This is a genomic window from Leclercia adecarboxylata (assembly GCF_006874705.1).
GTDB classification, from domain to species: domain Bacteria; phylum Pseudomonadota; class Gammaproteobacteria; order Enterobacterales; family Enterobacteriaceae; genus Enterobacter; species Enterobacter adecarboxylatus_C.
Genome location: NZ_CP035382.1, coordinates 3,238,766 through 3,251,585 on the forward strand (window position 1 = coordinate 3,238,766; position 12,820 = coordinate 3,251,585).

A 12,820-nucleotide genomic window follows, 5' to 3' on the forward strand; every position below is an offset into this window, starting at 1 on the left:
GCTACTATCGGCATAACCACGTTTTCTTAATCGAAAACATACACTCTAGCCTTTGCGCCTGTGTCGACAGATATGGTGCTCTGGCCGTGGCGGTTTCGCCACCAGGGTACAGAAAGAAATGACTGTGCCTCCCGTATCAGGAAAGGTGTACATGGCTTCACAACTTACCGATGCATTCGCGCGTAAGTTTTTTTACCTGCGTTTGTCGATTACCGATGTGTGCAATTTCCGTTGCACCTACTGCCTGCCGGACGGCTACAAACCCGGCGGTATCACCAATAACGGCTTTCTCTCCGTGGACGAAGTCCGCCGCGTGACGCGCGCGTTTGCCGCCATGGGAACAGAAAAGGTCCGTCTTACCGGCGGCGAACCCTCGCTGCGCCGTGACTTCACCGACATCATTGCCGCAGTACGTGAAAACGACGTCATCCGCCAGATTGCGGTCACCACTAACGGTTATCGCCTTGCGCGCGATGTCGCCGACTGGCGCGATGCGGGGCTCACGGCCATCAACGTCAGTGTCGACAGTCTGGATGCCCGCCAGTTTCACGCCATCACCGGCCAGGATAAATTCCACCAGGTGATGGAGGGCATCGATGCAGCCTTTGCGGCCGGCTTCGACAAGGTGAAGGTCAACACCGTGCTGATGCGCGATGTGAACCATCATCAGCTGGATACCTTCCTGGCGTGGATCAAGCCCCGCCGCATCCAACTGCGCTTTATCGAGCTGATGGAAACCGGCGAGGGCAGCGACCTGTTCTCCCGCCATCACATCTCCGGCATGGTGCTGCGCGATGAACTGCTCAAACGCGGCTGGATCCATCAGCTTCGCCAGCGCAGCGACGGCCCGGCACAGGTCTTTTGTCACCCCGACTACGAAGGGGAGATCGGTCTTATCATGCCGTATGAAAAAGACTTCTGCGCCAGCTGCAACCGCCTGCGCGTCTCGTCGGTGGGTAAACTGCACCTGTGCCTGTTTGGCGACGGCGGCGTCGACCTGCGCGATTTGCTGGCCGATGACGCCCAGCAGCAGGCGCTGGAAGCGCGCATTTCTGAGGCGCTGATGCACAAAAAACAGACCCATTTCCTGCATCAGGGCAACACCGGGATCACCCAGAACCTGTCCTACATAGGCGGGTAATCGCAAAAGGAACCAGAAGATGAGTCAGGTAAACGCTGAATTTATCCCGACGCGTATTGCTATCCTTACCGTTTCCGAACGCCGCGGCGAAGAGGATGATACCTCCGGCCACTGGCTGCGCGATGCGGCCCATGAGGCGGGGCATCAGATCGTCGACAAGAGCATCGTCAAAGAGAACCGCTACGCCATTCGCGCGGAAGTGTCGCGCTGGGTCGCCAGCGACAACGTTCAGGTAGTGCTGATCACCGGCGGCACCGGGTTTACCACGGGCGACCAGGCCCCCGAGGCGCTGCTGCCGCTGTTCGATCGCGAGATTGAAGGCTTCGGGGAAGTGTTCCGCATGCTCTCGTTCGAAGAGATTGGCACCTCCACGTTGCAGTCGCGCGCCGTGGCCGGGATCGCCAACAATACGGTGATTTTTGCCATGCCGGGCTCCACTAAAGCCTGCCGTACCGCATGGGAAAACATCATTGCCCCGCAGCTGGATGCCCGTACGCGTCCGTGTAATTTCCATCCTCATCTGAAGAAGTAAGCTATGTCGCAACTGACCCACATTAACGCCGCTGGCGAAGCGCATATGGTGGATGTCTCCGCCAAGGCCGAGACCGTGCGTGAAGCCCGCGCGGAAGCGTTCGTCACCATGCTTCCCGAGACACTGGCAATGATCGTTGACGGCAGCCACCACAAAGGGGACGTCTTCGCCACGGCGCGGATCGCCGGGATCCAGGCGGCGAAACGCACCTGGGATCTTATCCCGCTGTGCCATCCCCTGATGCTGAGCAAGGTCGAGGTCAACCTGCGGGCCGAGCCGGAGCATAACCGGGTGCGCATCGAATCACTGTGCCGCCTGACGGGAAAAACCGGGGTGGAGATGGAAGCCTTAACCGCTGCCTCCGTGGCGGCATTGACCATCTACGACATGTGCAAAGCGGTGCAGAAAGATATGGTCATCGGCCCGGTTCGCCTGCTGGCGAAAAGCGGCGGTAAATCAGGTGATTTCAGGGTACAAGATAATGATTAAAGTGCTGTTTTTTGCGCAGGTGCGCGAGCTGGTGAACACCGACAGCCTGACGCTGGAGAGTGAGTTCGATACCGTGGAGGCGCTGCGGGCGCATCTGGCGGCGCAGAGCGATCGCTGGGCGCTGGCGCTGGACGCGGGCAAACTGCTGGCGGCGGTCAACCAGACGCTGGTGGAGTTCACTCATCCGGTCAAACCGGGCGATGAGGTAGCTTTCTTTCCACCGGTGACCGGAGGTTGAGATGACTGACACCAAAATCGTGGTCGATCAGGCGCGTTTCAACGTCGGCACGGAGTACAGCTGGCTGGCGGAGCGCGACGAAGACGGGGCGGTGGTCACCTTCACCGGCAAAGTGCGCAACCATAATCTGGGCGACAGCGTGAAGGCCCTGACCCTTGAGCACTATCCGGGCATGACCGAAAAGGCGCTGGCGGAGATCGTCGACCAGGCGCGCGAGCGCTGGCCGCTCGGCCGGGTAACGGTGATCCACCGCATCGGCGAGATGTGGCCCGGGGAAGAGATCGTCTTCGTGGGCGTCACCAGCGCCCATCGCGGCAGCGCCTTTGCCGCAGGCGAGTTTATTATGGATTATCTGAAAACCCGCGCCCCGTTCTGGAAGCGCGAAGCCACGCCGGAAGGGGATCGCTGGGTAGAGTCCCGGGACAGCGACAAGGAAGCCGCCAGCCGCTGGTAGCCGGATTGGCGGGATGTACTAGTCTTTAACATGCGTCCACTTAAAAAGGAGTGCGTTATGGACAGATTTCCCCGTTCCGATTCCATCGTGCAGACCCGCAGCGGCCTGCAAACCTATATGGCGCAGGTCTATGGCTGGATGACCTGCGGACTGCTGCTTACCGCGTTTGTCGCCTGGTTTTCAGCAAACACGCCTGCCGTAATGATGTTCGTTTCCTCCAGCAAAATTACCTTCTTTGGTCTGATTATCGCCCAGCTGGCGCTGGTGTTTGTCCTCTCCGGGCTGGTGCATAAGCTCAGTGCCGGGATGGCGACCACGCTGTTCATGCTCTATTCGGCGCTTACCGGCCTGACGCTCTCCAGCATCTTCATCGTCTATACCTACTCCTCCATTGCCAGCACCTTCGTGGTGGCGGGCGGGATGTTTGGCGCGATGAGCCTCTACGGCTACACCACCAAACGCGACCTGAGCGGCTTTGGCAACATGCTGTTTATGGCGCTGATTGGTATCGTGCTGGCCTCGCTGGTGAACTTCTGGCTGAAGAGCGAAGCGCTGATGTGGGCGGTGACCTATATCGGGGTGATTGTGTTTGTCGGCCTGACGGCCTACGACACGCAGAAGCTGAAAAATATCGGAGAGCAGATTGACGTGCGTGACAGTTCAAACCTGCGTAAATACTCGATTCTCGGGGCGCTGACCCTCTATCTGGACTTCATCAACCTGTTCCTGATGCTGCTGCGCATCTTCGGCAACCGCCGTTAAGGGTGATGCCCGGCAGCGCGATGCTTGCCGGGCCTACAAGGGATATCTCACTCTCAATTATGGGGTGTACGGTCCGGTGACATCATGAACACTTGTTCGGGGACATAGTAGACACCTACAACTAAGGCATAAGAACCCCCTGTTATGGAGTCGCTTATGTCGTGGGATGCGAGAGATACCATGTCATTACGTACCGAATTTTTATTGTTCGCCTCGCAGGCGCTGCAAAAAGCGGTCAGCATTTGAGATTCCTCCGCAATTTTCAGAATTTGACTCCTGTTCCAGCCATTTACAGCTTACCCCCGCCGTGCAACCATCCCTCATTAACCCCAATATTAATTGAGCCTTTGTTATGGATAACTGGCTGGCGCTTTTCGACGGACAGACCCGCCACACCCTCCGGATTACCGGCTCCGCCGTCACCCCCGACGTGCTGCGCTTCAGCGGCCGGGAGGCTCTGAGCGAGCCGTTCCGCTGGGAAATCGACTTCACCACCCCGCAGGATAATATCGCCCCGCAGGATGTGCTGATGAAACACGCCACCCTGCATATGCGCAGCGGGAAGGCGGTGCACGGTATCATCACCCGTCTGGAGTGGATTTCCACCACTGCCGACCAGTCGCATTACCAGGTGGTGCTGAGCTCCCGTCTGGCACTGCTGACGCGTATCCGTCAGTGCAGTGTATTTCAGAATCAGTCGGTGCCGGAGGTGGTGGAGCAGGTATTACGCCAGCATGGCCTTGAAGGCGCGGATTTTGATTTTCGTCTGGAGCGCACCTACCCGGCACGTGAACTGATTACTCAGTGGCGGGAGACGGACCTGGAATTTATTCAGCGCATACTGTCAGAGGTCGGGATTTTCTGGCGCACGGAAATGGACGAGGCGCGCGGGCTGGATATTTATATTTTTGCCGACAGCCAGCTGAACTACCGGTTTGACGTTCATCTGCCGTACCGCGAGCCGTCCGGGCTGTATGACGGGGCACAGGAGTCAGTGTGGGACGTGTCCACCCTGAACCAGGTGGTGCCGGGCATGGTCAGCGTACGGGATTACAACTACCGTATCGCCGGAACACCGATGGACGCGACGGTGAGCGTGCGCAGTGAGGCGGTGACCACCGGAGAGCATTACCGCTACGTCGCGCCGTACCGGGAGGCAGGCGACGACACCGACCCGGAGCCGGAGACCGAATCCGGTGCCTTTTATGCCCGCATTCACCATGAGCGGGAACTGAACGCCTCGGCGCGTATTCATCTGGAGAGTAACGCCGCATGCCTGCTGCCGGGCCAGGTGCTGGAGCCGCAGGGCGAGGTGATTCGGGCGCTTAAGGAGGGTGTGGTCATCACCACCATGGAGTACCATGCCGCCCGTGACACCCGCCTGCATGTCTCCGTCGACGGGATGCCCTATACCGAACGTTACTGCTTCCGCCCGGCAGAAACCTAACGCCCGGAAGTGCACGGCACGTTGCCCGCACGGGTTGAGAGCCGGGAGAAGAACGACATCTACGCGCATCTGGATGAACAGGGTCGCTACCGCGTCAGGCTGGATTTCGACCGGGACGATACTGGACAGGGGTTTGCCTACCTGTGGCTGCGGATGGCGAAGCCGTATGCCGGTGGGACATACGGCTGGCACACCCCGCTGCTCGACGGTACCGAAGTGGCCATCGCATACAGCAACGGCGACATCGACCTGCCGTATATCTCCCACGCCCTGCATGATTCTGAGCACCCGGACCATGTTGCCCGCGACAACCACACCCGCAACGTGCTGCGCACGCCTGCGAATAACAAGATGCGGATGGAAGACCAGCGCGGGGAGGAGCATATCAAGCTCGCCACGGAGTACGGCAAAACGCAGCTGAATACCGGGCATCTGGTGGACGTGCAGGAGATACCCCGTGGCAAGGGTTTTGAACTCAGAACCGATGAGCACGGCGTGATTCGCGTCGCAAAAGGGCTGTTTATCACCGCGGACGGACAGCAGAAGGCGGCGGGCGAGGTGCTGGAGATGGAGACCGCCCTGAAAGAAATTGATATCTGCCTGCAGCAGCTTCAGCAACTGGAAACTGCCGCTGAACAGGCGCAGGCGCTGAAGGCGGACATTGACAGCCAGATACAGATGTTTGAAAAGCGCCTGAAGCCGCTGAACGAAACCCTGCTGTTCTCCGCGCCGGAAGGGATGGCATTCACCAGCGGTGAGCATCTGCAGATGACCGCCGCGAAGAACATTGCCATTAACGCCGGGAGCGATATCAGCACTGGCGTGATGGGCAACATGACGGCGCTGGCCGGAGAAAAAATCGGGTTGTTTGCGAGAACGGGGCAACTGAGCCTGAAAGCCAGCGAAGGCCAGGTGGAGATGCAGGCGCAGAACGGGAAGATGCAGTTGATTGCGGAGAAAAAGCTGACGATGAGTTCGGCGAGTGACATCTCATTTACCGGAAAGAAACGCATCACGCTGATTGGCGGCGGGAGCTACCTGCGGCTGGAGGCGGGGAAGATTGAGTACGGCACGGTGGGGACCTACCTGCGGCGGACGAAAAGGACCATGGCGGCGGCTCCGGCCACCATGCCGTTACCCATTCCGCTTCTCCCGGGTCAGTATCCGCCGCTTAATGGCTCAATATGTATCGAATGCCTCCTCAATGCCATCAGAGCCAACGACGCTATTGTTCAGGGAGCGTAGTCAATGGATGCTAAAAAAATGATGCAGGCGCTACCTGAATCAATTAACACACATCTCTTTCTGTTACTGGAAGGTGGCGCGCAAACATCGGATGCTTTTCAAACTTTTTATAATGAACACGCATCGGCTCTGTATTCGCTGTATCTCCATCCACAGCTTGCAGAATTCAGAAACTATGGACCCTGGTTGTTCGCTTTAAAAAATAAGGCGGAGGTAGAACGTTATATTGATTCCATGTCGGGTTTAGCGGCTGTTATCGCTTCTTCACGCTCAGGCGGAGCTTTAGCCGTTCAGCTTTCTGCTGCATGTACAATTATTTCGCCCGATGACTCTGCGTCATTAGTGCGTTTTTATGTCCGGAATGTCATGAGTCTACTGGCGAGCCGTAACGATCGGGAATGGCACAGTATCTTATTTAGAGGGGTTTCTCAGTGGTGGTCACCTGAAGAGAATGGATGGCAGCCTGTAAATATTCCCCCTTCACGGGTAATAAATGCCAGAGATAGCGCCATACGGCTGAATAAAGAAGAATGGCAATATATCGCAGATGACCCGGTTGTCACCAGTGTATTAACCGCCTGGCAAAAGTTGCCCTCCAGCCAGCATTTCTCTCCGTGTGTACAGCGCGATATGGTCAAAAAAGCGCTGAAAAAAGCATGCGAAGCGAAAATGAAAGCGGGCACAGAACAAAAACTGTATGCCCTTTTTTATCTTAATGGCGGTAAAAAAAGACTGGAGTCAGAGACTATACAGTCTGCATTAGAAAATGTTGCGCAGGGAAAAGTCTCGCTGGAGCAAGTATTCAAAAATATTATTCAACATCAGGGATGAAACCAGAATATGGGATTTTTCCGTGCGTATAAAAAAATAGACGGTGCGGTTAACCGGGGTTATGCCCGTTGGGGGAAATGTCTCTGGGGAGCATTGATACTGCCAGTGGTGATTTATCTTGGCTGGTCGGTATGGGCGGCGGTCTGGGGGCCGCCGTCGGGGCCGGTGACGCTGATTATTCACAGCGAAATTGACAGGCCTGTTCTGGGATTTAGCGTAAACGGGGTGGCGGGGGCGAATGCCTTTGCGCATGGCGGGGGTAAAGCAACCTGCTGCGGAAGCATCAGCGGGGATAAGGCTGAAGTGATCTGGACACTGGATATAACTCACGAGCAATACCTTAAAGGTATGAGATTAGAATCACGCCACACGGTAATGCCTATGCCTGCCCGCCAGTGGGGTGAAAATTATCTTCATGTCTATTTCCTGCCTGAAGATAATGTCCGGTTATGGTGGAGTACCGGATTTAATCATCCTGATTCTCACGATATCAAAGACCAAACCTCAGAATTAAAAAAAGGAAAATAACATATGGATATTGAAAGCCTTATTGCGGCAGCAAACCGGGCCCAGCAGGCAGAAGATGCTGGTTTAGGGAACTGTTCACGGGTATGGCATGTGGGGTTCTTTTTTGATGGAATTCATCGAAATATCGAACAGGATGCACCGGAGCATCGTCTCAGCAACATTGCCAGAATGTTCAGGGCTTTTCCGGATGAAAAAGAAAGCATGCCAAATGTGACTTATAATTCTTTTTACATTTCTGGCCTGGGCACTTCTTTTAATGAAACTCTCGTTGAAAAGCTTCACACCATCATGGACAGCGGCCTGGGCAGCATAAACGATAATTTAAAAGAACAGCCCGGCGAAATGGCCAAAGACGCGGGCATGGATTCTATAAAAGGCAACAACTGGTACGAGGTTTTAAAAAAACAGGGAAAGAAACTTCTTAACCCTACGGAATGGAAAAAACTGGCCTCCGATACGGCAAAAAAGGCTGCCAAAAAAAGTGTCATCGAAGCAACCCCCTGGCTTCGTGATAACCCTGTGATAGCAGATATGCTGGTAACGGGGGCGGATACCCGTATTGCATCGACAAAAATATCGTTTGAAAAGGGATACAAAGAAGCTGTTAAAAAAAGCCCGGTCCCCGTCAGAGTCATTTCTGTCTCCCTTTTCGGTTTTGACCTCGGTGCTACCCTGGCACGTAAATTCCTCGACAGTCTGCTGAAAGATATTTGTAACAAAGAAGGGGATAAATACACCTACCAGGGCATACCCGTCGATATCGTCTTTACCGGCCTGTTTGACTGCTCGCGACGCACATCGGCCAGCAACAACAACGGCATGGATTACTTTATCTCTGCGTTTGGCGGGCCAATAAAAGGAATCAGCGTATTGCTGGGAGACAAATCCATCGACCAGGATACCCCCCTGCCTGAGGCGGTAAAGAAAAGCCTGCATCTCGTTGCCGCCCATGAAACCCGCGTCTGGCGCTGCCTGTACCGCACCGGCAATAACCCGGCGCACAAGGAAGAACTCTATCCCGGATGCGCGGAGGATATTGGCGGTGGCCTGAAACCGGACGAACAGAAACCCAGTGCGGAACTCTGCCGCGTGGCGCTGCACAGAATGTACCGCGAGGCGACCATGGCGGGCGTGCCTTTCCCTGATTTTCAAAGTCTGAAATCTTACTCCGAAACCGTAGCCAGCTATTTTACCGTCCAGGACAACGTTAAAAACCAGTCCATCCTGCAGTGGGCAGAAGCCTACCAGAGCGCACTGCCTTTTACTTCATTAAGCACCGCATGCCAGAACCGTCATCTGGACAGCTATATCGACTGGCTGGGTCGTCAGTACTATCAGTACCGCACGGAATGCATGAAATACGAAAAGCAGCGCGGCGATACGCTGGCCTCTGCTGGCGCATCAGTAGGGTTTGCAGGCATTACTCAGGAGGCGAAAGAGACCGCCGGGCAGTACGCCACTGAACTGTCTGTGTTACAGCAAAACTGGGGCTGGCTTGATGACGTGAAGGATGCCGCGATAAGAATGCGAAACAGTATTGAACAGAACCCCATGGACAGGCGCAGGGATATCGTACCGAACGTGTATGGGCCGGCGCTGTGGCGTGCGAAGCGATTTCTGGATTATTTCCATGCGGCGCACCTCGGTAAGCCCCAGCCATTTCCCATAGATGCTGCACCGCCGGAAATGTACGCATGGTTTGTACACGACCTGCAAACCGTTGAAAAAGGAGCGGGTATCTCCCAGGACTTTTTTGTAATTCGCTCAATGGAGATGCCTGAGGCCTGATGAGGACTACTCGCGACAGAATTTGAGATTCCTCCGCTACTGCCGTTCTAAGACAGCCGTCGCAGGCAGCTCAGGCTCGGCGACGCCAGCAGGATGACCGCCAGCGTCAGGTGGACGAAGCTCGACATCGCCTTGAAGATGATGAGCGTCGTTTAGAGGATGATAACGATCGGCGATAACATCCGGTCTTATGCCCTTTCTCTGGCCCTTATGTCTTGATCTTCTCCACCTCGCAGAGAAGATCAAGACATAAGGGCTGGGGGGAGGGGATATCACTTCGCCATCTGCTGCTCGTTTTTAGCCCGCAGTTTCTTCGCCCGGCTCTCCAGCACCAGATAACAGACCGTCGCCAGTGCCAGCGGCAGGAAGTAATAGAGCATGCGGTAGGCCAGCAGGGCGGCAATGATGGTGCCGTGAGAGACATGCTCCCCGGCCAGCAGGGCGATAAATACCGCCTCCAGCACGCCGATGCCGGCCGGAATATGGACAATCACCCCGGCGATGCTGCTCACCAGCAACACTCCCAGCACGAAGAAGTAATTCACATCTTCGCCCATCAGCAGCCAGATAATCGCCCCCATCGCCATCCAGTTACCGGCTGAAATACCCATCTGCGCCATTGCAAAACGCCAGGAGGGGAGCACCAGCTTTTGCTTTTTGATCGTCACATGGCGCCGCTTCGCAAACGCGCAGGCCCACAGATAAACGGCAATCACCAGCAGCAATACCACGCCGAGAATGCGCAGCGTCGTCTGGTCTATGTACCAGTGGTCGGGCAGTTGAACGACCCCGGCGGTAAAGATCACCCCGCCCAACAGGATATAGCCCAGCCAGTTGGTGGTGATACTCAGGGAGAAGATGCGGGTAATGGTGCTGCTGGGCAGCCCGAGGCGGGAGTAAAGCCGGTAGCGCATCCCGATACCCCCGACCCAGGTGCTCAGGGTCAGGTTAAAGGCATAGCAGATAAACGACACCAGCATAACCTGACGTTTGGCCAGCTTATGCCCGCAGTAAACCCGCCCGAGCAGGTCGTAACAGCCATACAGCAGATAGCTCAGCACCACCAGCGCAATCGCGCTCAGGAGCGACACACGGTCGTAGTCGCGGATAACCTTCCAGACTTCAGTCCAGTCGACTTTTTTCGCGTAAACTACCAGCAGCACCGCAACGGCAATAAAAAATACCCAGGTGAGGATCTTTTTAGCCAGACGCCAGCGCGAATGTTTTTTGCTCATCAGGGTTTCACTCCCGTGTTACCTGCCTCGACCCGATCCTGGGTCTCCATTTCGGGCTGTACCGGGGGCGGCACCTGCGCCAGCTTGGGCGTATGGGCCGGCAACCAACCCACCAGCGCCGGGAAATGGCGCAGGAAGTGGAACACCACCACGCTTTTGCCCAAATTCCACCAGGTGCGTTTCGGTACCATCGTCTCATCAACCCGTACGCAATCCTCGGCGATGATGGCGGAGAGATTGTCGCGCAGGGTCTGGTTAAACTCACGATCGTGAATAATCAGGTTGGCCTCCAGATTCAGCGACAGGCTGAGGGGATCGAGGTTGCTGGAGCCGACGGTCACCCAGTGATCGTCCATCAGCGCCACCTTGCCGTGCAGCGGACGGCGGCGGTATTCGTAAATCTCGACCCCACCTTTCACCAGATAGTTGTACAGCAGGCGCGCGCCCACCGTGACGATCGGCATATCCGGCTCGCCCTGCACAATCAGCTTCACCCGCACGCCGCGCCGCGCCGCGTTACGCATGGCGTGCAGCAGGCGATAGCCGGGGAAGAAGTAGGCGTTGGCGATGATCACTTCGCGCCGGGCGTTGGTGAGCATCTTGAGATAGTGCCGCTCAATATCGTCCCGGTGCTCTTCGTTATCGCGCCAGACGAACAGTGCCTGGGCCTCGCCCGGTTTCCTGTTCTCTTCGGCGCGATGACGCCGCTTCCACCAGCGACGCACGGCGGCTTTGCCGGGCAGGTTTTCCACGACAAACTGCAAAATATCCTGCACCACCGGGCCTTCGACCTGGACGGCATAATCCTGTTTGGCTTCCGGACCGTAGTCCGACATATGTTCAGCGGAGTAGTTAATCCCGCCGACGAAGGCCACCTGCTCATCCACCACCACAATTTTACGGTGCATGCGGCGGAACACGTTGGTACGCATGCCGAACAGAGGAGGGCGTGGATCGTAGTAACGGAACACCACGCCTGCCGCGGTGAGTTCCCCGACGAAGTCGTCATCGAGATCGGGGGATCCGTAGCCGTCCAGCAGCACTTCGATATGCACGCCGCGCTGGGCTGCGCGCAGGATAACGGCATGCAGCTTGCGGCCTACGCTGTCATCAAACCAGATGAAGGTCTCAAGCAGCACCCGACTCTGGGCCTTATCGATGGCGGCAAATACCGCCGGATAATATTGATCGCCATTTTCCAGCAGCTTAATCCGGTTGCCGCTTTGCCATGAACATTTCATAGATGAATCTCCGCACTTAACGGCGCATGGTCGGAAAGGTGACGCCAGTTACTCAGTGCCAGCGCGGTAGGGCTGCTGGCATGGGCATTTTTGACATAGATACGATCGAGACGCAGCAGCGGGAACCTGACCGGGAAGGTGCGGGCAGGCCTGCCGTGCGCGAGGGTAAACACCTCTTCGAGCCCGGCCTCCGCTTTCAGCGGATGGCTGGCGCGCTGACGCCAGTCGTTAAAGTCCCCGGCCACCACGACCGGCTCGCCCTCGGGCAGGGCGTTGACCCAGTCGGCCATCATCTGCAGCTGCGCCTGGCGGTGGGCTTCCCGCAGGCCCAGATGCACCGAGGCCACATGCAGCGGCATGGCCAGCTCCGGCACGGCAACCCGACAGTAGAGTAGTCCGCGTTTTTCACTCTCGCCAACCGAGACATCGTGGTTTTCATAGTGTTCGATGGGATAGCGGGAGAGGATCGCATTGCCGTGATGCCCTTCGGGATAGACGGCGTTGCGCCCGTAGGCGTAATCACTCCACATGGTGTCCGCGAGAAATTCGTAGTGGCTGGTGTCGGGCCAGTTCTCTACGTGCAGCGGATGCACTTCATGGGCCCCCATCACTTCCTGCAGACAGACGATATCCGCGCTGACGGTACGTACGGCGTCGCGCAGTTCGGGCAGAATGAAACGGCGGTTAAACGCCGCGAATCCTTTATGAATGTTGATCGTTAAGACTTTAAGCGAAAAATGCCGGGTTTGTTGGGTCATACACTCCTTCCCGCGTCACTATCCTGATGAAAATAAAGTGTAGTCGTCGTCACAAAAAGGTGCTGTGTTACGGAATTTTCCGTAAAGTGCGATAGTCTGAACAAGCAGAGTAAAATCCTTCAGGAGAGTGC

Annotated in this window: 12 protein-coding genes, 2 pseudogenes and 1 riboswitch; of the genes and pseudogenes, 11 read left to right on the plus strand and 3 right to left on the minus strand. The window is 56.4% G+C overall.

What is annotated here, in order from left to right; genetic code table 11:
- Nucleotides 1-29 precede the first annotated feature (29 nt).
- Nucleotides 30-164: riboswitch (molybdenum cofactor riboswitch) on the plus strand.
- From moaA to ES815_RS16445, 11 genes and pseudogenes are all read left to right on the plus strand, one after another.
- Entirely contained in the window at nucleotides 152-1,141 is a 990-nt protein-coding gene (gene moaA / locus ES815_RS16400; RefSeq protein ID WP_142488753.1) for a GTP 3',8-cyclase MoaA, read from the plus strand. It overlaps the preceding riboswitch by 13 nt.
- Nucleotides 1,142-1,160: 19 nt before the next feature.
- On the plus strand, nucleotides 1,161-1,673 hold the full coding sequence (gene moaB, locus ES815_RS16405; protein WP_142488754.1) for a molybdenum cofactor biosynthesis protein B: 513 nt from the start codon (nucleotides 1,161-1,163) through the stop codon (nucleotides 1,671-1,673).
- Between the two features lie 3 nt (nucleotides 1,674-1,676).
- On the plus strand, nucleotides 1,677-2,162 hold the full coding sequence (moaC, locus tag ES815_RS16410) for a cyclic pyranopterin monophosphate synthase MoaC (RefSeq protein WP_142488755.1): 486 nt from the start codon (nucleotides 1,677-1,679) through the stop codon (nucleotides 2,160-2,162).
- Entirely contained in the window at nucleotides 2,155-2,400 is a 246-nt protein-coding gene (gene moaD, locus ES815_RS16415) for a molybdopterin synthase sulfur carrier subunit (protein WP_142488756.1), read from the plus strand. Before moaC ends, moaD begins: the two co-directional genes overlap by 8 nt.
- A 1-nt stretch (nucleotide 2,401) precedes the next feature.
- Nucleotides 2,402-2,854 (plus strand): molybdopterin synthase catalytic subunit MoaE, encoded by a 453-nt coding sequence (gene moaE, locus ES815_RS16420; protein ID WP_142488757.1) that lies wholly within the window; start codon nucleotides 2,402-2,404, stop codon nucleotides 2,852-2,854.
- A gap of 57 nt (nucleotides 2,855-2,911) precedes the next feature.
- The gene (locus ES815_RS16425) at nucleotides 2,912-3,616 is read left to right on the plus strand and encodes a Bax inhibitor-1 family protein (RefSeq protein WP_142488758.1); all 705 of its coding nucleotides are present in this window, start codon (nucleotides 2,912-2,914) and stop codon (nucleotides 3,614-3,616) included.
- Nucleotides 3,617-3,760: 144 nt separating this feature from the next.
- Nucleotides 3,761-3,835 (plus strand): annotated as a pseudogene (locus ES815_RS23975) (hypothetical protein); the annotation flags it as partial.
- Nucleotides 3,836-3,968: 133 nt separating this feature from the next.
- Nucleotides 3,969-6,308, plus strand: a pseudogene (locus ES815_RS16430) (type VI secretion system Vgr family protein).
- A 3-nt stretch (nucleotides 6,309-6,311) separates the two neighbouring features.
- A complete protein-coding gene (locus ES815_RS16435) occupies nucleotides 6,312-7,139 on the plus strand; it encodes a DUF4123 domain-containing protein (protein ID WP_142488759.1) in 828 nt (275 codons plus the stop codon).
- A 9-nt stretch (nucleotides 7,140-7,148) separates the two neighbouring features.
- Nucleotides 7,149-7,667: a DUF3304 domain-containing protein gene (locus tag ES815_RS16440; protein ID WP_142488760.1), complete on the plus strand. Its 519-nt coding sequence runs from the start codon at nucleotides 7,149-7,151 to the stop codon at nucleotides 7,665-7,667.
- Between the two features lie 3 nt (nucleotides 7,668-7,670).
- On the plus strand, nucleotides 7,671-9,455 hold the full coding sequence (locus tag ES815_RS16445; protein ID WP_142488761.1) for a DUF2235 domain-containing protein: 1,785 nt from the start codon (nucleotides 7,671-7,673) through the stop codon (nucleotides 9,453-9,455).
- Nucleotides 9,456-9,727: 272 nt separating this feature from the next.
- Here the strand turns inward: ES815_RS16445 and ES815_RS16450 are convergent, their stop codons facing one another.
- The 3 genes from ES815_RS16450 to ES815_RS16460 are packed head-to-tail and all read right to left on the minus strand — an operon-like array spanning nucleotide 9,728 to nucleotide 12,689.
- On the minus strand, nucleotides 9,728-10,690 hold the full coding sequence (locus ES815_RS16450) for a YbhN family protein (protein ID WP_142488762.1): 963 nt from the start codon (nucleotides 10,688-10,690) through the stop codon (nucleotides 9,728-9,730).
- Nucleotides 10,690-11,931, minus strand: a complete 1,242-nt coding sequence (gene clsB, locus ES815_RS16455) for a cardiolipin synthase ClsB (protein ID WP_142488763.1) — start codon at nucleotides 11,929-11,931, stop codon at nucleotides 10,690-10,692. The genes ES815_RS16450 and clsB overlap by 1 nt, the downstream gene beginning before the upstream one ends.
- Entirely contained in the window at nucleotides 11,928-12,689 is a 762-nt protein-coding gene (locus ES815_RS16460) for an endonuclease/exonuclease/phosphatase family protein (RefSeq protein ID WP_142488764.1), read from the minus strand. Before ES815_RS16460 ends, clsB begins: the two co-directional genes overlap by 4 nt.
- Nucleotides 12,690-12,820: the final 131 nt, after the last annotated feature.